Source organism: Streptomyces sp. CB03238, from assembly GCF_002099185.1.
In the GTDB taxonomy this organism is placed as follows: Bacteria; Actinomycetota; Actinomycetes; order Streptomycetales; family Streptomycetaceae; genus Streptomyces.
Map to the genome: position 1 here is coordinate 103,788 of NZ_NBCN01000011.1, position 20,061 is coordinate 123,848.

Genomic DNA, 20,061 nt, shown 5'->3' on the forward strand with positions numbered 1-20,061 from the left:
TGAAGGAGGCCGCCGTGGCCGGCGACCTGAAGAACGTGACCGACGACTCCTTCGAGGAGGACGTCCTCAACAGCGACAAGCCCGTACTGGTGGACTTCTGGGCCGCCTGGTGCGGTCCGTGCCGCCAGATCGCGCCGTCGCTGAAGGCCATCGCCGACGAGCATGGTGACCAGATCACGGTCGTCAAGCTCAACATCGACGAGAACCCCGCCACGGCCGCCAAGTACGGCGTCATGTCCATCCCGACGCTCAACGTCTACCAGGGCGGCGAGGTCGTCAAGACCATCGTCGGAGCCAAGCCGAAGGCCGCCATCGAGCGCGACCTGGAGCCTTTCCTGGGTGACGCGGTCAGCAAGGCCTGACGCCGCTGTTTCACGTGAAACAGCGAACGGCCCATCCCGGTGTGGGGTGGGCCGTTCGGCATTTCCAGGGACTGTCGACTCACAGGGGCCGCAGCACCGGCTCCTTCTGCACCGCCCCGAGGAGGCGGTCGAGTGCCAGCTCGACGTCCTCTTTCCAGGAGAGCGTCGTCCGCAGTTCCAGCCGAAGCCGCGGATACGTGGGATGCGGGCGCACGGTCTTGAAGCCGACGGCCAGCAGATGGTCGGCCGGCAGCACACAGGCCGGCTCCTTCCAGCGGGCGTCACCGAACGCCTCGATGGCCTTGAACCCACGGCGCAGCAGATCCTTCGCCACGGTCTGCACCATCACGCGCCCCAGCCCCTGCCCCTGGTAGCCGGGCGTGATCCAGGCCGTCATCAGCTGGACGGCATCGGGGGACACCGGGCTGGTAGGGAAGGCGGTCGAGCGCGGCACATAGGCGGGCGGGGCGTAGAGGACGAACCCGACCGGCACCTCGTCCACATAGACCACACGGCCGCAGGAGCCCCAGTCCAGCAGCACGGCGGAGATCCAGGCTTCCTTCTCCAGCTCAGGAGTGCCCGCCTTTACCGCGGCTTCTCCGCTGACCGGATCAAGCTCCCAGAAGACGCACGCGCGGCACCGTTTGGGGAGATCCGGAAGGTTGTCCAACGTGAGCGGTACGAGCCGACGCCCCATGAAGGCTGTTCCTCACTTCCTTCGCCTGCCGCTCCAAGAGCGGCGGACAGCGCGCTCCGTTCCCGGAGCAAGCTGCCGATGAACCCGCCGACCGCACCGAGTCCCAGTCCTGCTGTCACCAGTTGGCTGCGGCTCACCTCTCGCATGCCTGGCTCTCCCTCCACGGTGGATCAGGCGGATGCGCATACCAGAACGCATCGTATCGATCGGGTGATGACGCGCATACGGGAAGAGGCCAAAGGGCGGACCGTGTTCCGGTGAACACCGGACCCGATCCGCCCCAAAGCCGTCCCGCAGAACCCTGCACCGATGAGCGCGGAAGGACGTTCCCGCCTCGCCTCAGTGCTCGCCTCAGTCCTCGTCGCTCTCCTGGGAGCGCTCCTGAGCCAGCCCCTTTTCCAGGACTCGACCCTCGTCCGGGGCAAGGGTGCCCAGGATGCGCTCCAGATCCTCCATTGAGGCGAACTCGACGACGATCTTGCCCTTCCGCTGTCCCAGGTCGACCTTCACCCGCGTATCAAAGCGGTCGGAGAGCCGGGAAGCGAGCTCGGAGAGGGCTGGTGAGACACGGGAGCCGGCTCGCGGTCCCTTCGCCTTCGGCGTGCTGCTGGGCTCGGAGCCCATCAGCGTCACGATCTCCTCCACCGCCCGGACCGAGAGCCCCTCGGCCACGATCCGGTACGCCAGCTTCTCCTGCGCCTCGGGGTCCTCGACCGAAAGCAGGGCCCTGGCGTGACCTGCCGACAGCACCCCTGCGGCGACTCGGCGCTGGACAGTCGGTGACAGGCGCAACAGGCGCAGTGTGTTGGAGACCTGCGGACGCGAGCGACCGATGCGATCGGCCAGCTGCTCGTGAGTGCAGTTGAAGTCCCTCAGCAACTGGTCATAGGCCATGGCCTCTTCCACCGGGTTCAACTGCGCCCGGTGGAGGTTCTCCAGCAGGGCGTCCAGCAGGAGCTTCTCGTCCTCGGTCTCACGGACGATCGCCGGAATCCGCTCCAGACCCGCTTCACGGCAGGCCCGCCAGCGACGCTCACCCATGATGAGCTCGTAGCGCTCGGGACCTAGCTGCCGCACGACCACGGGCTGCAGCAGCCCGACCTCCTTGATGGAGGTCACCAGCTCGGCCAGGGCGTCCTCGTCGAACACCTCACGCGGCTGGCGCGGATTGGGCGTGATCGCATCCAGCGGCAGCTCCGCGAAGTGGGCAACGGCCGGCGCCTCCACCTCCTCGACCACCTCTGGCTCCGCGGCCGGAAGACCGGTGTCCACGGGCTCCGGGCTCCGCGGCAGCGTTGCCACCTTCGCAGCTGCCACCCCTCGCTCGGCCGTCAGCGACGGAATCGCTTCTGGGGAAGTGGACCCCGCGCCGATCGACATCGCCGGCCGCTCTTGGGATGCGGGCGGAATCAGCGCAGCGAGCCCGCGCCCCAGCCCCCTACGTCGCTCACTCACTGGATCCCCTCCGACATGCTGTGCTGATTGTTCTGGTTGCCCTGATGGGCATGCTGGGCGTCATAGTGGATACCGACTCCCCGCAAGGCGATCTCGCGGGCCGCTTCGAAGTACGACAGCGCGCCGCTGGAACCGGGGTCGTACGTCAGAACCGTCTGCCCGTAGCTCGGTGCCTCCGAGATACGGACGGACCGCGGAATGCTGGTTCGCAGCACCTCGTCTCCGAAGTGGCTGCGCACCTCCTCGGCCACCTGCGAGGCGAGCCTGGTCCGACCGTCGTACATGGTGAGCAGGATCGTCGACACATGCAGCGCCGGGTTCAGGTGGCCCCGCACCAGGTCGACGTTCTTCAGCAGCTGGCCGAGACCCTCCAGCGCGTAGTACTCGCACTGGATGGGAATGAGCACCTCGGCGCCGGCCACCAGGGCATTGACCGTGAGAAGACCGAGCGACGGCGGGCAGTCGATGAGGATGTAGTCCAGCGGCTGCTCATATGCCTGGATCGCCCGCTGCAGCCGGCTCTCCCGCGCCACCAGCGACACCAGCTCGATCTCCGCACCGGCGAGATCGATGGTGGCAGGGGCGCAAAAAAGACCCTCGACGTCCGGGACGGGCTGGACCACATCGGGGAGTGGCTTGCTGTCGATCAGGACGTCATAGATCGAAGGAACCTCGGCGTGGTGGTCGATGCCGAGGGCCGTGGAGGCGTTGCCCTGCGGGTCGAGGTCGACAACCAGAACGCGGGCACCATGCAGCGCGAGCGAAGCAGCGAGGTTGACCGTCGTGGTCGTCTTTCCCACCCCGCCCTTCTGGTTGGCGACCACCATGATGCGAGTCTGTTCAGGCCGGGGAAGGCCCTCGCCGGCACGGCCCAGAGCCTCCACCGCCAGTTGGGCAGCTCGACCAATGGGGGTGTCGTCCATCGGAGGCGGTGTTTCACGTGAAACATCCTCCTCCGCCGATTCGGTACGGGGACCGGGGACCGGATCGGTCATCGGTCCCGCGATGTTGGCGTTGGACCGCAAGGATTCACTCTCCTCGGCTTCAGGCTCGCGATGAACAGAGCCTGCCATGCTTTCGGGGTCGTGAACCAGCGAGGCCCGTGGTTCTGTGGAGAACTCCACCTCTGTGGACAACTCCGTAGCCCTCGTGGGTGGCTTACGGTCGCGCGGCGAGGCGGCCGCGCGACCGCGGCTGATGATTCCCTGCAGCAGTGAGCGACGTTTCACGTGAAACATTGATGCACTCGCTGCAGAGTCAGGGCGTCACGACACTCCGAAATGCGTACGTATGAGGATCAACCAGGCGTCAATGGCGGCGACGGGAGGACCGAGCGGCCTTGGCCCGCTTGGCCGCGAAGCGCACACCACCGGGACTCTCCCCGACCTCCACCCGCACGACGGTCGACAGGGGGTCGACGATGCCTTCGCCCACATGCAGCACCGAGGTTTCCACAACGCCCAGCTTGCTCAGTGCGGCGCGGGCACCCTGGAGCTCCTCCTCGGCCGTGTCGCCCTTGAGCGCCAGCATCTCTCCATAGGGGCGCAGCAGGGGTACCCCCCAGCCTGCCAGCCGGTCCAGCGGGGCGACGGCCCGCGCGGTGACGACATGGACGGGCGGCAGTTTGCCGAGGACTTCCTCGGCGCGTCCGCGCACCACGGTCACATGGTCCAGGCCCAGCAGCTCCACAACCTCCTGGAGGAAGTTGGTGCGGCGCAGCAGCGGCTCGAGAAGAGTGATCTTCAGGTCCGGGCGCACCAGTGCCAGCGGGATGCCGGGCAGACCGGCGCCGGAGCCGACATCGCAGACAGTGACCCCCTCCGGCACGACCTCGGAGAGCACCGCACAGTTCAGCAGGTGCCGCTCCCACAGCCTCGGCACCTCGCGAGGACCGATCAGACCGCGCTTGACGCCCGCGTCCGCGAGGAGCTCCGCGTACCGGACCGCCTCCGGGAAGAACTCGCCGAAAACCGTCCGCGCTTCTTGAGGCGCATGGGGAAGCTCTTCTGCCTCCGTCACGGGAACCGTCCTTCCGTACCGCATTACCGCACTGGGTGCTGACTACCAGTGATCAGTGACTATCAGGCTGACAAAGATCGGCCCCGCCTGCGAACAGACGGGGCCGACACTACGAGGAGTGGTCAGGCAGGGAGTACGACGACGAAGCGCTGCGGCTCCTCGCCCTCGGACTCGCTGCGCAGACCGGCGGCGGCCACCGCGTCGTGCACGACCTTGCGCTCGAACGGGGTCATCGGCTGCAGCTTCACCGGCTCACCGGTGCTCTTCACCTCGTCGGCGGCCTGGGCGCCCAGCTCGGCGAGCTCGGTCCGCTTCTTGGCCCGGAAGCCTGCGATGTCCAGCATGAGCCGGCTGCGGTCACCGGTCTCCCGGTGAACAGCGAGGCGCGTCAGCTCCTGAAGCGCCTCCAGCACCTCGCCCTCGCGGCCTACCAGCTTCTGCAGGTCACGGCCGCCCGAGTCGCTGATGATCGAGACCGCGGCGCGGTCAGCCTCGACGTCCATGTCGATGTCGCCGTCGAGATCGGCGATGTCGAGCAGACCCTCGAGGTAGTCGGCCGCGATCTCGCCCTCCTGCTCCAGGCGGGTCAGGGTGTCGCCACCCTGGGCGGCGGAGGTGGTGCCTTCCGTCACGGATGGACTCCTTCTTACTTCTTGGACGACGGGTGCTTGGGCCGCTGCTGGCCCTTGCGCTGTCCGGACTTGGCTTGGCGTGCGGAACCGCCGGCGGGCTTGGCCGGCTGCTTCGGATTGGCGTCCTGGGGCTCGTCGGCCTTCTCCAGGGAGGTCTTCGCCGTGGACTGCTGAGCGCCCCCGGTCTGGCTCGCGGCCTGACGCTTCGCCTTGGGCTGGCGCTTGGGCTGCTGGCGCCGGGTCGCGGCCGCGCTCTCCGCCTCGGCGGTGGCGGGGTCGACCCTCTTCACGGAGCCGTCGGCCTGCGGGGTGAACCCGGCCTTGGCGAGGGTGGTGACGAACTTGCGCTCGTTGTCGTTGCGGTCCGGACCCTTGGCCACGATGGCCTGGACGACGACGCGGCGACGGCGGCCACGGACCTCGCCGTGGGAGGTGACGCTCTTCACCAGTCGCTGCAGGTAGTGGTCCTGCGCCTTGCTGCCCGGGGTCGGGTTCTGGTTGATCACGTACATCTGCTGGCCCATGGTCCACACGTTGGTGGTCAGCCAGTAGACGAGGACACCGACCGGGAAGTTGATGCCCATCACGGCGAAGATGACCGGGAAGATGTACATCAGCATCTTCTGCTGCTGCATGTACGGGGTCTTCACCGTCAGGTCGACGTTCTTCTGCATCAGCTGGCGCTGGGTGAAGAACTGCGACAGCGACATCAGGACGATCATGACCGCGGTGACGATGCGGACATCCGTCAGCGAGGCGTTGAGCGCCTCGACCTTGCCCGGGTCGTCCATGAACTTCGCGGCGATCGGCGCGCCGAAGATGTGGGCCTCACGAGCGCTGTTCACGAGGTCCTGGTTGAGGACACCGATCGTGTCACCCGAGGCGATCTTCGACAGCACGTGGTACAGAGCGAAGAAGAACGGCGACTGCGCCAGGATGGGAAGGCACGAGGAGAGCGGGTTGGTGCCCGTCTCCTTGTACAGCTTCATCATCTCTTCGGACTGACGCTGCTTGTCGTTCTTGTAGCGCTCCTGGATCGCCTTCATCTTCGGCTGGAGCGCCTGCATGTTCCGGGTCGACTTGATCTGCTTCACGAAGAGCGGGATCAGGCAGATCCGGATGAGCACCACCAGGGACACGATCGACAGACCCCAGGCCCAGCCCGTGTCGGGTCCGAAAACCGCCCCGTACAGCTTGTGGAACTGGACGATGATCCACGAGACAGGTGTGGTGATGAAGCTGAACAGACTGGCAATCGTGTCCACTAATCAGGCTCCTTGAGCATTGGGCGAGGTCTCTGCGGCCGGGCTCGTCTCAGCGGAGTTCCCGCCCTTGCCGCCACGCAGCGCGTCGCGCAGCATTTCGTGCCAGCGCGGGCGCTTACGAGGGGGAACATGGTCCACGCCACCGGGCGACCACGGGTTGCACCGCAGGATGCGCCAGGCGGTCAGGGCTGTGCCCTTCACCGCGCCGTGCCGGTCGATGGCCGTGAATCCGTAGTGGGAACACGACGGGTAGTACCGGCAGACGGGGCCGAGCAGCGGGCTGATCGTCCACTGGTACAGCTTGATCAGAGCCAGCAGCGGGTACTTCATCGCGCGCCCCCTCCCAGCAACCGCTGAAGGGCGGCGTCCAGGTCTCGGGCCAGCTGTGCATGGTCGGCGTCGCCCGCTCCGGGCAGCGCCCGTACTACCACCAGGCTACCGGGGGGCAGTGAAGGCAGCCGGTCGCGCATCAGGTGGCGAAGTCTGCGCTTCACCTGGTTACGCACGACCGCGCCGCCCACGGCCTTGCTGACGACGAAACCCGCACGGGTCGGGGGAGCGCTCTCCCCCGGCACGTGCGGGTCCGTTGCACCGCTTCTTAGGTGGACGACGAGGAGCGGGCGGCCGGCCCGGCGTCCTCGGCGTACCGCGGTCGCGAAGTCCTCGCGCCGCCTCAGCCGATTCTCGGTAGGCAGCACGTCATGACCTGTTTAAAAGCGATCAGGCGGACAGGTTGGCGCGACCCTTGCTGCGGCGGTTCGCCAGGATGGCGCGGCCGGCGCGGGTACGCATGCGCAGACGGAAACCGTGGGTCTTCGCACGACGACGGTTGTTCGGCTGGAAGGTGCGCTTGCTCACTCGGGGGCTCCAGAAATGATTCGGGTGGTGGCGGGACATCGCCTGGCTGTCACCGTGCGCCCACGAGTAGCTCGCAATACGCCCGAGTGCACCGCTTCACGATCACTGACCGTGATCTTTGCCCATCGGAGGCAGGCGGCAGCAGCCATCGACAACTCGACCTGGTTACGGTACGCGCGGCTACGCCATCCGGTCAAACCGGCGCTGAGCCGTGGTCCACTATGCACAGCCTGTGGACAACAACTTGAACCACGTGAGCCGCCGCGACTACCGTGGCTGAACTCGGATTCCTTTCCTGCCTGTCCTTCCATCCCGTCCCGAGAACCACACATTCGTGGGACCTGTGAGAGAGCGTGCCTTGTGGCTGACGTACCTGCTGATCTTGCCGCAGTGTGGCCACGAGTGCTCGAGCAGCTCCTCGGCGAGGGCCAGCAGGGCATCGAGCCGAAGGACAAGCAGTGGATCGAGCGCTGCCAGCCGCTGGCCCTGGTGGCGGACACGGCGCTGCTCGCCGTCCCCAATGAGTGGGGCAAGCGCGTCCTGGAGGGCCGTCTGGCCCCGCTGATCAGCGACACGCTCAGCCGGGAGTGCGGCCGTCCCATCCGGATCGCGATCACCGTCGACGACTCCGCCGGCGACCCGCCGCCCGCCCCGCCTGCGCCCGGCAGGCAGCAGCCCCGCTACGACGAGCGTCAGCAGGGACAGGGCGAGGCGTACGACAAGCCGTATGACAAGTACGACGGCTACGGGCACCGGCCCATGCCCGACGACGGGCTGCCGACCGTGCGCCCCGCCTACCCCGAGTACCAGCAGCAGCGCCCCGAGCCGGGCTCCTGGCCGCGCACCCAGGAGGACCTGTCCTGGCAGCAGCCGCGCCTCGGCGGCTTCCAGGACCGCGACCCCTATGCGTCGCCCCGTCCTCAGCAGCCGCACCACGACTACCGCGGCCCGCAGGCGTCCGACCCCTCTCCGTACGACCAGTCGCGCGGCGACCGGCGCGACCTGCCGAACGGCCCGGGCCAGCAGCGCCCCGGCGGCGGCGGCGCTGCGGGCGGGGCCGGAGCCGCGGGCGGCCGCCCCGGTGAACCGCACGCGCGACTGAACCCCAAGTACCTGTTCGACACCTTTGTGATCGGGTCGTCCAACCGGTTCGCGCACGCAGCCGCCGTGGCGGTCGCGGAGGCGCCGGCGAAGGCGTACAACCCCCTCTTCATCTACGGGGAGTCGGGGCTCGGCAAGACGCACCTGCTGCACGCGATCGGGCACTACGCGCGCAGCCTCTATCCCGGCACGCGGGTGCGGTACGTGAGCTCGGAGGAGTTCACCAACGAGTTCATCAACTCCATCCGCGACGGCAAGGGCGACACCTTCCGCAAGCGGTACCGCGATGTGGACATCCTGCTCGTCGACGACATCCAGTTCCTGGCGAGCAAGGAGTCGACGCAGGAGGAGTTCTTCCACACCTTCAATACGCTCCACAACGCCAACAAGCAGATCGTGCTGTCCTCGGACCGGCCGCCCAAGCAGCTGATGACCCTGGAGGACCGGCTGCGCAACCGCTTCGAGTGGGGCCTGACCACCGACGTACAGCCGCCGGAGCTGGAGACGCGGATCGCGATCCTCCGCAAGAAGGCGGTGCAGGAGCAGCTCAACGCCCCGCCGGAGGTCCTGGAGTTCATCGCCTCCCGCATCTCGCGCAACATCCGCGAGCTGGAGGGCGCGCTGATCCGGGTGACGGCGTTCGCGAGCCTCAACCGGCAGCCGGTCGACCTGGTGCTGACCGAGGGCGTGCTGAAGGACCTGATCCCGGGCGGTGAGGACGCCGCCCCGGAGATCACCGCCGGCGCCATCATGGCGGCCACCGCCGACTACTTCGGGCTGACGGTGGAGGACCTGTGCGGCTCGTCGCGCAGCCGGGTACTGGTGACGGCCCGGCAGATCGCGATGTACCTGTGCCGGGAGCTGACGGACCTGTCACTGCCGAAGATCGGCGCCCAGTTCGGCGGGCGCGACCATACGACGGTGATGCACGCCGACCGCAAGATCCGAGCGCTCATGGCTGAGCGGCGCTCGATCTACAACCAGGTCACGGAGCTCACGAACCGCATCAAGAACGGCTGACGCCGAGGCGCCGAGGGCGTCCTGGGACATGCTCCCGGGGCGCCCTTCGTCGTTGTCCACACCCTGTGGTGTTCGAATAGTTCGGTCGGTCACCGGGTTCTCCACAGATCTGGGGGCGATCTTCAATCCACAGCCTGGGGACTGGTGAGTTGTCCAGACCGTGTCCACAGGGTGGAGTGCGGAGAGGACATCCTTGCAGGTCATCCGCTTGTGGATTTGTGGCCGACCGCGCTCCACAGGCTGTGGACGCGCACGTCGTCCACAGGCCGTGATCACGGTTGTCCACCGGCGGCCCACAGGCGCCGGTTCATGGTCCACAGCTTCTCCACACCCCTGTCCACTGTTCGGCAACGAAACGCCCGGGCTCACCACGCCGAGTGAAAGCCGTCACACCAAGGTGGTCGGTTGGCCTGTGGGGAAGCTGGGTAAAACTGGGGACGGCGCTGGGGAGAAGTCGGCCCGGGCTGTGCATCGGGTGTGCAGAACTTTCCGGCGTCCACAGAACGGGGTGATTGTCCACCGGTCCCGCCCACAGGCGCGGTGGACAAAAAAGGTGCCGTGACCTGGGTGGATGGCGTTATCCACCGTTTCCACAGGCCCTACTACTACTCCCACTCAGAGTTACCGGGGAATCCGCTTCGAAGCGGGGCCTGTGCACAACTCGGCCCCGGAGCGCCAAGCGCCTCTTGTCGCGACTTGACCCCGAGCCGCACCGACTGTCGGCGGCGTGCGTCAGACTGGTTCCCGCAGTCGAGACAAGAGCCAGCAACAGCAGGAGGCGGTTCCGGTGAAGATCCGGGTGGAGCGCGATGTACTCGCGGAGGCGGTGGCCTGGGTGGCCCGCAGCCTCCCGGCCCGTCCGCCGGCGCCCGTACTCGCGGGCCTTCTGCTGAAGGCCGAGGACGGCGCGCTCAGCTTCTCCAGCTTCGACTACGAGGTCTCCGCGCGGGTCTCGGTCGAGGCCGAGGTGGAGGAGGACGGCACCGTCCTCGTCTCCGGCCGCCTCCTCGCCGACATCTGCCGCGCCCTCCCCAACCGCCCGGTGGAGATTTCCACAGACGGTGTACGGGCGACCGTGGTCTGCGGCTCGTCCCGCTTCACCCTCCACACCATGCCGGTGGAGGAGTACCCGGCGCTGCCGGAGATGCCGACCGCGACGGGCACCGTCCCCGGTGAGGTCTTCGCCTCCGCCGCCGCCCAGGTCGCCATCGCGGCCGGCCGTGACGACACGCTGCCCGTCCTCACCGGCGTACGCATCGAGATCGAGGGCGACACGGTCACGCTGGCGTCGACCGACCGTTACCGCTTCGCGGTCCGTGAGTTCCTGTGGAAGCCGGAGTCCCCGGACGCCTCCGCCGTCGCCCTGGTGCCCGCCAAGACGCTGCTGGACACCGCCAAGGCGCTGACGAGCGGCGACACGGTCACGCTGGCGCTGTCGGGCTCCGGCAAGGGCGAGGGCCTGATCGGCTTCGAGGGCGCGGGGCGGCGCACCACCACCCGCCTGCTCGAAGGCGACCTCCCGAAGTACCGCACGCTGTTCCCCACCGAGTTCAATTCGGTCGCGGTGATCGAGACGGCGCCGTTCGTGGAGGCCGTGAAGCGTGTGGCCCTGGTGGCCGAGCGGAACACGCCGGTCCGGCTGAGCTTCGAGCAGGGTGTGCTCATCCTGGAGGCCGGCTCCAGCGACGACGCACAGGCTGTGGAGCGCGTCGACGCGCACCTGGAGGGCGACGACATCTCGATCGCCTTCAACCCGACGTTCCTGCTGGACGGCCTGAGCGCGATCGACTCCCCGGTCGCCCAGCTGTCCTTCACCACCTCCACCAAGCCCGCGCTGCTGAGCGGCAAGCCGGCCGTGGACGCGGAGGCCGACGAGGCGTACAAGTACCTGATCATGCCGGTGCGGCTGAGCGGCTGAGCCCGACGTGGGGGCGGTGCGCCTGAGTGGCTGATGAAGCGCCTGATGAGCGCCTGACCCCACAGGTGTGCGCCCGTGTCCGGGCGTAGGCTCGGACGCGGGTACGAACTCTCCGCACACAACGATTGAGGAATCTCTGATGGAGCTCGGTCTCGTCGGTCTCGGCAAGATGGGCGGCAACATGCGCGAGCGCATCCGCCGCGCGGGTCACACCGTCATCGGATACGACCGCAACCCTGACCTCGCCGATGTCCACAGCCTCGAGGAGCTTGTGGGCAAGCTCAAGGGCCCGCGCGTCGTCTGGGTCATGGTCCCGGCCGGTGCCGCGACCCAGTCCACGATCGACGAGCTCGGCGAGCTGCTCTCCCCCGGCGACGTCGTCGTCGACGGCGGCAACTGCCGCTGGACGGACGACGAGAAGCACGCGGCCGAGCTGGCCGAGAAGGGCATCGGCTTCGTCGACTGCGGCGTCTCCGGTGGCGTGTGGGGCCTGGAGAACGGCTACGCGCTGATGTACGGCGGCGACGCCGAGAACGTGGCGAAGGTCCAGCCGATCTTCGACGCGCTGAAGCCGGAGGGCGAGTTCGGCTCCGTCCACGCGGGCAAGGTCGGCGCGGGCCACTTCGCGAAGATGGTCCACAACGGCATCGAGTACGCCATGATGCAGGCCTACGCCGAGGGCTGGGAGCTCCTGGAGAAGGTCGACTCCGTCACCGACGTACGCGAGGTCTTCCGCTCCTGGCAGGAGGGCACGGTCATCCGCTCCTGGCTGCTCGACCTGGCGGTCAACGCGCTGGACGAGGACGAGCACCTGGACGGGCTGCGCGGTTACGCACAGGACTCCGGCGAGGGCCGGTGGACCGTGGAGGCCGCCATCGACAACGCGGTCCCGCTGCCGGCGATCACCGCGTCGCTGTTCGCGCGGTTCGCGTCCCGGCAGGACGACTCGCCGCAGATGAAGATGATCGCCGCGCTGCGCAACCAGTTCGGCGGCCACGCGGTCGAGTCCAAGAAGTAGATCCACAGGCTGTGCACCCGGCGGTGCACGGCATGCCGGGGGAAGGTCGGCGCACACCATGCACGTCACGCATCTGTCGCTGGCCGACTTCCGCTCGTACGCCCGGGTCGAGGTCCCTCTCGATCCGGGCGTCAGCGTTTTCGTGGGCGCCAACGGGCAGGGCAAGACCAACCTGGTCGAGGCGGTCGGCTACCTGGCGACGCTCGGCAGCCACCGGGTGTCGTCCGACGCGCCGTTGGTGCGGATGGGCGCCGAGCGGGCGATCATCCGGGCGGCGGTACGGCAGGGCGAGCGGTCTCAGCTGGTCGAGCTGGAGCTCAACCCGGGCCGGGCGAACCGGGCCCGCATCAACAGGTCGTCCCAGGTCAGGCCGCGCGATGTGCTGGGGGTAGTCCGGACGGTGCTGTTCGCGCCGGAGGACCTGGCGCTGGTCAAGGGCGACCCGGGGGAGCGGCGGCGCTTCCTCGATGAGCTGATCACGGCACGCTCCCCGCGGATGGCGGGCGTGCGGTCCGACTACGAGCGGGTGCTGCGGCAGCGCAACACGCTGCTGAAATCGGCGGCCATGGCGCGGCGGCACGGCGGCCGCTCCATGGACCTGTCCACGCTGGACGTGTGGGACCAGCACCTCGCGCGGGCCGGCGCGGAGCTGCTGGCGCAGCGCCTCGACCTGGTCGCGACGCTGCAGCCGCTGGCGGACAAGGCGTACGAGCAGCTGGCGCCGGGCGGCGGGCCGGTGGCGCTGGAGTACAAGGGCGCCGTGTCCGGGGCGCACGGGCGCGAGGCCCTGTACGAGGGGCTGCTCGCCGCGCTGGCGGAGGTGCGCAAGCAGGAGATCGAGCGGGGCGTCACGCTGGTCGGCCCGCACCGCGACGACCTGGTGCTCAAGCTGGGCGAGCTGCCCGCGAAGGGGTACGCCAGCCATGGCGAGTCCTGGTCGTACGCCCTTTCACTGCGGCTGGCCTCGTACGACCTGCTGCGGGGCGAGGGCAACGAGCCGGTGCTCGTGCTCGACGACGTCTTCGCGGAGCTGGACGCGCGGCGCCGCGAGCGGCTGGCGGAGCTGGTGGCGCCGGGCGAGCAGGTCCTGGTGACGGCGGCGGTCGACGACGACGTGCCGGCGGTGCTGGCGGGGGCGCGGTACGAGGTGTCGGAGGGGTCGGTGGAGCGGCTGTGACGGACGCTGGTGCACCGGGGCCGGCGGTTCCCGAACCGGCGGTTCCTGAACCGTCCGGTGTCGACCTGGCGCGGGTCGCCCTGCGCGCCGCCAAGGAGCAGGCCAAGGCGCGAGGCGCGGCGGCGCAGCAGAAGAAGCAGGCCCGGCGGGGCGGCGGGCTGCGGTCCGGCGCCCGCGCGGACGGGCGCGATCCGCTGCCGCTGGGCGCCGCGATCAACCGGCTGATCACCGAGCGCGGGTGGGAGACCCCGGCGGCGGTCGGCGGCGTGATGGGGCGGTGGCCGCAGATCGTGGGCGAGGACCTGGCGAAGCACTGCGTACCGCTGCGGTACGACGAGGACCCGGAGGAACGGGTGCTCACGGTGCAGTGCGACTCCACCGCGTGGGCCACGCAGCTGCGGCTGCTGGCGCCGCGGCTGGTGGCCCGGCTGAACGAGGACCTGGGTCAGGGCACGGTCCGGGTCATCAAGGTGCTGGGCCCAGGCGGACCCCGGCGCGGCTACGGCGGCCCACTGCGGGCGCCGGGCAGCACGGGGCCGGGCGACACGTACGGCTGACGGTTGCGGTTGCGGTTGCGGGCCGCCGGGGCTCCGCCCCGGGGCCCGGCGCCGGTAGGCAGGACGGTGCGCGTCGGCTGCGCGGTGCGTAGGCGCGTCGGTGTCCCGGTCGGCGCGGGCCGTTCCGGAAACCGGGGTGCTGTGCCCCGGGCCCCCGCGCCGCGATGCGCCGGCCTCCCGGCGCACAGGCGGATCGGGGCCTGCGCGCCTGGGCCCTCGCCGTTGGCGGTCCGGTCGGTGCGGGCCGGTTCGTGGGGACCCCCCACTTCCCGAAACCGGGAGCTGTGCCCCCGGGCCCCCGGCGCTGCCGCGCGGTGACGCCCCGCTGCGCGGCGGGGTGGGGTACGAAGCCGGGGGCGAACCCCCGGGGCCCCGCGTGCGTCGGCGTGCAGGCCGGTGCGTCGGCCGAGCGGGCCATCGACGGAGCTCGACCCCGGACCCCTGCGGGCCCCGCGTGGTGTGGGCGGGCGCTGGAATCGGAGCTGCGCGCCGTACCCCTGCGGGGCCCGCACGGTGCGGGCGGGCTGGAATCGGAGCTGCGCGCCGGACCCCTGCGGGCCCGCGCATGGTGCGGGCGGGCTGGAACTCGGGCTGCGCCCCGTACTCCTGCGGGCCCGCGCATGGTGCGGGCGGCTGCAACCGGCGCTGGGCCCCGACCCTGCGGGACCCCGCATCGGCGGGCGCTGGAACCGGGGCCGGGCCCCGGACTTCACGTGCTGGGTGAGCCGTTGGGCCGGGGCGCGGGCGGGCGGTGGCCGAACCGGTCCCCCGCCCCCCGCCCGGCGCGGTCGGCCCCCCGCCGCGGCGGTCCCGCGACGCGGTCGGAGCGTCGCCCGTACCGCGGGGCTCTCCGGGGGCCGCCCGCCCCGAGGGGGTGGCCGCGGGGCCCCTGCGGCGGGCGCCGAGCCGGGGGTGGGAGTGAGGTGGTCGTCACCGTTGCTGGAGGTTGACAGGCCGAAGCGCTGAGTGGCGGTGTGAGGCTCCTGTAGCCCCGTCCCGGATATGGGGAGTCGGCAGGCGCCGGTTCAGGGCGGCACATGCGGACTCAGGCACCGGCAAGCCCCCATTAATGTCAGTGCTACCGGTAGACTGGTAGGTAATCCCGCCCACTGCGGAACATGTCGAACGACGCAGCCGCTCCCGCATGCCCGGAGAGACGGCTTGTGCTGTGCCAGAAAGGGCGCTTCGTGGCCGATTCCGGCAACCCCAACGAGAACATTCCGTCCACTGCTGCCGGCGAGAACGGCGAGGTCACCTCGTCGTACGACGCCAGCGCGATCACCGTCCTCGAGGGTCTGGACGCGGTCCGCAAGCGGCCCGGCATGTACATCGGCTCGACCGGTGAGCGTGGACTCCACCACCTGGTGCAAGAGGTCGTCGACAACTCCGTCGACGAGGCCATGGCCGGGCACGCGGACACCATCGACGTGACCATCCTCGCGGACGGTGGCGTCAAGGTCGTGGACAACGGGCGAGGCATCCCCGTGGACCTCCACCCCGTCGAGAAGAAGCCGGCCGTCGAGGTCGTGCTCACCGTCCTGCACGCCGGCGGCAAGTTCGGCGGCGGCGGCTACTCCGTCTCCGGCGGTCTGCACGGCGTCGGTGTGTCCGTCGTCAACGCGCTGTCCACCAAGCTGTCGGTCGAGATCAATCGCGACGGGTACCGCTGGACTCAGGAGTACAAGCAGGGCGTGCCCACCGCCCCGCTCGCCAAGCACGAGGCCGTCGAGACGTCCGGTACGGCGGTGACGTTCTGGGCGGACCCGGACGTCTTCGAGACGACCGAGTACTCCTTCGAGACGCTCTCGCGCCGCTTCCAGGAGATGGCCTTCCTCAACAAGGGCCTGAGGATCTCGCTGACCGACGAGCGCGAGTCGGCCAAGGCGACCATGAACGCCGACGACCCCGACGCCGCGGAGACGGCCGAGGAGGCGCCGGCGCGGACCGTGTCGTACCACTACGAAGGCGGCATCGTCGACTTCGTCAAGTACCTCAACTCGCGCAAGGGCGAGCTCATCCACCCCACGGTCATCTCGGTCGACGCCGAGGACAAGGAGCGGATGCTCTCGGTCGAGATCGCGATGCAGTGGAACTCGCAGTACACGGAGGGCGTGTACTCGTTCGCGAACACGATCCACACCCACGAGGGCGGTACGCACGAAGAGGGCTTCCGCGCCGCGCTGACGGGCCTGGTCAACCGGTACGCGCGCGACAAGAAGCTGCTGCGCGAGAAGGACGACAACCTCACGGGTGAGGACATCCGCGAGGGTCTGACGGCGATCATCTCCATCAAGCTCGGCGAGCCCCAGTTCGAGGGCCAGACCAAGACCAAGCTGGGCAACACGGAGGCCAAGACCTTCGTCCAGAAGGTCGTGCACGAGCACCTCAACGACTGGTTCGACCGCAACCCCAACGAGGCCGCGGACATCGTCCGCAAGGCGATCCAGGCCGCCACGGCCCGCGTAGCCGCCCGTAAGGCGCGCGACCTGACCCGCCGCAAGGGGCTGCTGGAGTCGGCTTCCCTGCCGGGCAAGCTGTCCGACTGCCAGTCGAACGACCCGTCCAAGTGCGAGATCTTCATCGTCGAGGGTGACTCGGCCGGTGGCTCCGCCAAGTCCGGCCGTAACCCCGAGTTCCAGGCCATCCTGCCCATCCGCGGCAAGATCCTGAACGTCGAGAAGGCGCGGATCGACAAGATCCTCCAGAACACCGAGGTCCAGGCGCTGATCTCCGCCTTCGGCACCGGTGTGCACGAGGACTTCGACATCGAGAAGCTCCGCTACCACAAGATCATCCTGATGGCGGACGCCGACGTCGACGGCCAGCACATCAACACCCTGCTGCTGACCTTCCTCTTCCGCTTCATGCGGCCACTGGTCGAGGCCGGGCACGTCTACCTGTCCCGCCCGCCGCTGTACAAGATCAAGTGGGGCCGGGACGACTTCGAGTACGCGTACTCGGACCGCGAGCGCGACGCGCTCGTCGAGCTCGGCAAGCAGAACGGCAAGCGCATCCGCGAGGACTCGATCCAGCGCTTCAAGGGTCTGGGCGAGATGAACGCCGAGGAGCTGCGCATCACCACCATGGACCAGGACCACCGGGTGCTCGGCCAGGTCACGCTGGACGACGCGGCCCAGGCCGACGACCTGTTCTCGGTGCTGATGGGTGAGGACGTGGAGGCACGGCGCTCGTTCATCCAGCGCAACGCCAAGGACGTCCGCTTCCTCGACATCTGAGTCGGTCTCAGCTGACCGTACGAAAGGACTGAAGACCAGCAATGGCCGACGAGAACACCCCTGACACTCCTGACACTCCCGGCACCCCCGTCGCCGTGACGCCGGAGGAGGAGCCCGCCGTCCCCGGTGTGGGCCTCCGTGTCGAGCCCGTCGGGCTCGAGACCGAGATGCAGCGCTCGTACCTCGACTACGCGATGTCCGTCATCGTGTCGCGTGCGCTGCCCGACGTACGGGACGGCCTCAAGCCCGTCCACCGCCGCGTGCTGTACGCGATGTACGACGGCGGCTACCGGCCCGAGAAGGGCTTCTACAAGTGCGCCCGCGTCGTCGGCGACGTCATGGGTACGTACCACCCGCACGGCGACTCCTCCATCTACGACGCCCTGGTGCGCCTGGCCCAGCCGTGGTCGATGCGCATGCCGCTGGTGGACTCCAACGGCAACTTCGGTTCCCCGGGCAACGACCCGGCCGCCGCCATGCGGTACACCGAGTGCAAGATGGCGCCGCTGTCGATGGAGATGCTCCGGGACATCGACGAGGAGACCGTCGACTTCACGGACAACTACGACGGCCGCAACCAGGAGCCGACGGTCCTGCCGGCGCGCTTCCCGAACCTGCTGGTCAACGGCAGTGCCGGTATCGCGGTCGGTATGGCGACCAACATCCCGCCGCACAACCTGCGCGAGGTCGCGGCCGGTGCCCAGTGGGCGCTGGAGCACCCCGAGGCCACCCACGAGGAGCTCCTGGACGCGCTGATCGAGCGCATCAAGGGCCCCGACTTCCCGACCGGCGCCCTCGTCGTCGGCCGCAAGGGCATCGAGGAGGCGTACCGCACGGGCCGTGGCTCCATCACGATGCGCGCGGTCGTCGAAGTCGAGGAGATCCAGAACCGCCAGTGCCTGGTGGTCACGGAGCTGCCCTACCAGGTCAACCCGGACAACCTGGCCCAGAAGATCGCCGACCTGGTGAAGGACGGCAAGATCGGCGGCATCGCCGACGTCCGCGACGAGACGTCCTCCCGCACGGGCCAGCGGCTCGTGATCGTCCTCAAGCGGGACGCGGTCGCCAAGGTCGTCCTCAACAACCTCTACAAGCACACCGACCTCCAGACGAACTTCGGCGCCAACATGCTGGCGCTCGTCGACGGCGTGCCGCGCACGCTGTCGCTGGACGCGTTCATCCGCCACTGGGTGACGCACCAGATCGAGGTCATCGTCCGGCGTACGAAGTTCCGCCTGCGCAAGGCGGAGGAGCGGGCGCACATCCTGCGCGGTCTGCTCAAGGCGCTGGACGCGATCGACGAGGTCATCGCGCTGATCCGGCGCAGCGACACCGTCGAGGTCGCGCGCGAGGGCCTGATGGGCCTGCTCCAGATCGACGAGATCCAGGCCAACGCCATCCTCGAGATGCAGCTGCGCCGCCTCGCCGCCCTGGAGCGCCAGAAGATCGTCGCCGAGCACGACGAGCTCCAGGCCAAGATCAACGAGTACAACCAGATCCTGGCCTCCGAGTCCCGCCAGCGCCAGATCGTCAGCGAGGAGCTGGCCGCGCTCGTCGAGAAGTTCGGCGACGACCGCCGCTCCAAGCTGATCCCCTTCGACGGCGACATGTCCATGGAGGACCTGATCGCCGAGGAGGACATCGTCGTCACGATCACGCGTGGCGGCTATGTGAAGCGTACGAAGACCGTCGACTACCGCTCGCAGAAGCGCGGCGGCAAGGGCGTGCGCGGGACGAAGCTGAAGGAAGACGACATCGTCGACCACTTCTTCGTCTCGACCACGCACCACTGGCTGCTGTTCTTCACCAACAAGGGCCGGGTCTACCGGGCCAAGGCGTACGAGCTCCCGGACGCCGGCCGGGACGCGCGCGGGCAGCACGTCGCCAACCTGCTGGCCTTCCAGCCGGACGAGAAGATCGCCGAGATCCTCGCGATCCGCGACTACGACGCGGCGCCCTACCTGGTGCTCGCCACCAAGGCCGGCCTGGTGAAGAAGACGTCCCTGAAGGACTACGACTCGCCTCGCTCGGGCGGTGTCATCGCCATCAACCTCCGCGAGAAGGAGGACGGCAGCGACGACGAGCTGATCGGCGCGGAGCTGGTGTCGGCGGCGGACGATCTGCTGCTCATCAGCAAGAAGGCGCAGTCGATCAGGTTCACCGCGACGGACGAAGCGCTGCGCCCGATGGGCCGCGCCACCTCCGGCGTCAAGGGCATGAGCTTCCGTGAGGGAGACGAGCTGCTCTCGATGAATGTGGTCCGGCCGGGTACGTTCGTGTTCACCGCGACGGACGGCGGGTACGCGAAGCGCACCGCCGTCGACGAGTACCGCGTCCAGGGTCGTGGCGGCCTCGGCATCAAGGCTGCCAAGATCGTGGAGGACCGCGGCTCGCTCGTCGGCGCGCTGGTGGTCGAGGAGACGGACGAGATCCTCGCCATCACGCTGTCCGGTGGTGTGATTCGTACGCGAGTCAACGAAGTCAGGGAGACGGGCCGTGACACCATGGGCGTCCAACTGATCAATCTGGGCAAGCGCGATGCCGTCGTCGGTATCGCTCGTAACGCCGAGGCCGGTCGCGAGGCCGAAGAGGTCGAAGGGGCCGATGGGATCGACGGGCCCGAGGACTTCGACGGGACCGCCGGGACCGCAGAGGTCGTGGACACCGAGGCTGCCGCAGAGAGCGGCGTTGCGGCCGAGGCAGTCGAGGGCATGGAGCCCTCGGCCGGGGAGCACGAGGAGTAAAG

At 68.9% G+C, this 20,061-nt stretch carries 17 protein-coding genes; 8 read left to right on the forward strand and 9 right to left on the reverse strand.

Annotated features, from left to right (window positions below; all coding sequences use genetic code 11):
- The first annotated feature begins 14 nt into the window (after positions 1 to 14).
- Positions 15 to 362, forward strand: coding sequence for a thioredoxin (trxA, locus tag BKD26_RS21545; protein ID WP_084900668.1), 348 nt, complete (start codon positions 15 to 17; stop codon positions 360 to 362).
- Positions 363 to 441: 79 nt separating this feature from the next.
- Here trxA and BKD26_RS21550 read toward each other — a convergent pair whose 3' ends face one another.
- The 9 genes from BKD26_RS21550 to rpmH all read right to left on the reverse strand — a co-directional run bounded on the left by BKD26_RS21550 (position 442) and on the right by rpmH (position 7,288).
- Positions 442 to 1,059, reverse strand: a complete 618-nt coding sequence (locus BKD26_RS21550) for a GNAT family N-acetyltransferase (protein ID WP_084900672.1) — start codon at positions 1,057 to 1,059, stop codon at positions 442 to 444.
- Positions 1,060 to 1,410: 351 nt separating this feature from the next.
- Positions 1,411 to 2,514: a ParB/RepB/Spo0J family partition protein gene (locus tag BKD26_RS21555; protein WP_084900675.1), complete on the reverse strand. Its 1,104-nt coding sequence runs from the start codon at positions 2,512 to 2,514 to the stop codon at positions 1,411 to 1,413.
- On the reverse strand, positions 2,511 to 3,587 hold the full coding sequence (locus BKD26_RS21560) for an AAA family ATPase (protein ID WP_084901183.1): 1,077 nt from the start codon (positions 3,585 to 3,587) through the stop codon (positions 2,511 to 2,513). Before BKD26_RS21560 ends, BKD26_RS21555 begins: the two co-directional genes overlap by 4 nt.
- A 235-nt stretch (positions 3,588 to 3,822) precedes the next feature.
- Entirely contained in the window at positions 3,823 to 4,533 is a 711-nt protein-coding gene (gene rsmG, locus BKD26_RS21565) for a 16S rRNA (guanine(527)-N(7))-methyltransferase RsmG (RefSeq protein ID WP_179166637.1), read from the reverse strand.
- Between the two features lie 122 nt (positions 4,534 to 4,655).
- Positions 4,656 to 5,165, reverse strand: coding sequence for a R3H domain-containing nucleic acid-binding protein (locus BKD26_RS21570; protein WP_084900682.1), 510 nt, complete (start codon positions 5,163 to 5,165; stop codon positions 4,656 to 4,658).
- Between the two features lie 14 nt (positions 5,166 to 5,179).
- On the reverse strand, positions 5,180 to 6,430 hold the full coding sequence (gene yidC / locus BKD26_RS21575; protein WP_084900685.1) for a membrane protein insertase YidC: 1,251 nt from the start codon (positions 6,428 to 6,430) through the stop codon (positions 5,180 to 5,182).
- Positions 6,431 to 6,433: 3 nt separating this feature from the next.
- The gene (yidD, locus tag BKD26_RS21580) at positions 6,434 to 6,760 is read right to left on the reverse strand and encodes a membrane protein insertion efficiency factor YidD (RefSeq protein ID WP_073756493.1); all 327 of its coding nucleotides are present in this window, start codon (positions 6,758 to 6,760) and stop codon (positions 6,434 to 6,436) included.
- Positions 6,757 to 7,128 (reverse strand): ribonuclease P protein component, encoded by a 372-nt coding sequence (rnpA, locus tag BKD26_RS21585; RefSeq protein WP_073756494.1) that lies wholly within the window; start codon positions 7,126 to 7,128, stop codon positions 6,757 to 6,759. The genes yidD and rnpA overlap by 4 nt, the downstream gene beginning before the upstream one ends.
- Before the next feature lie 22 nt (positions 7,129 to 7,150).
- A complete protein-coding gene (gene rpmH / locus BKD26_RS21590) occupies positions 7,151 to 7,288 on the reverse strand; it encodes a 50S ribosomal protein L34 (protein WP_018846094.1) in 138 nt (45 codons plus the stop codon).
- Positions 7,289 to 7,648: 360 nt separating this feature from the next.
- Here rpmH and dnaA point away from each other — a divergent pair, with 360 nt between their 5' ends.
- From dnaA to gyrA, 7 genes are all read left to right on the forward strand, one after another.
- The gene (dnaA, locus tag BKD26_RS21600; protein ID WP_084900689.1) at positions 7,649 to 9,409 is read left to right on the forward strand and encodes a chromosomal replication initiator protein DnaA; all 1,761 of its coding nucleotides are present in this window, start codon (positions 7,649 to 7,651) and stop codon (positions 9,407 to 9,409) included.
- 787 nt (positions 9,410 to 10,196) lie between these two features.
- Entirely contained in the window at positions 10,197 to 11,327 is a 1,131-nt protein-coding gene (gene dnaN / locus BKD26_RS21610; RefSeq protein ID WP_073756496.1) for a DNA polymerase III subunit beta, read from the forward strand.
- A gap of 139 nt (positions 11,328 to 11,466) precedes the next feature.
- Positions 11,467 to 12,345 (forward strand): phosphogluconate dehydrogenase (NAD(+)-dependent, decarboxylating), encoded by an 879-nt coding sequence (gnd, locus tag BKD26_RS21615; protein ID WP_084900691.1) that lies wholly within the window; start codon positions 11,467 to 11,469, stop codon positions 12,343 to 12,345.
- 58 nt (positions 12,346 to 12,403) lie between these two features.
- Positions 12,404 to 13,522: a DNA replication/repair protein RecF gene (gene recF, locus BKD26_RS21620; RefSeq protein ID WP_084900694.1), complete on the forward strand. Its 1,119-nt coding sequence runs from the start codon at positions 12,404 to 12,406 to the stop codon at positions 13,520 to 13,522.
- Positions 13,519 to 14,079 (forward strand): DciA family protein, encoded by a 561-nt coding sequence (locus BKD26_RS21625; protein ID WP_084900697.1) that lies wholly within the window; start codon positions 13,519 to 13,521, stop codon positions 14,077 to 14,079. The genes recF and BKD26_RS21625 overlap by 4 nt, the downstream gene beginning before the upstream one ends.
- 1,163 nt (positions 14,080 to 15,242) lie before the next feature.
- Positions 15,243 to 17,315 carry a DNA topoisomerase (ATP-hydrolyzing) subunit B gene (gyrB, locus tag BKD26_RS21630; protein WP_084900701.1) on the forward strand — a complete coding sequence of 691 codons (2,073 nt, stop codon included), beginning with the start codon at positions 15,243 to 15,245 and terminating at the stop codon, positions 17,313 to 17,315.
- Between the two features lie 41 nt (positions 17,316 to 17,356).
- On the forward strand, positions 17,357 to 20,059 hold the full coding sequence (gene gyrA / locus BKD26_RS21635; RefSeq protein ID WP_084900704.1) for a DNA gyrase subunit A: 2,703 nt from the start codon (positions 17,357 to 17,359) through the stop codon (positions 20,057 to 20,059).
- Positions 20,060 to 20,061: the final 2 nt, after the last annotated feature.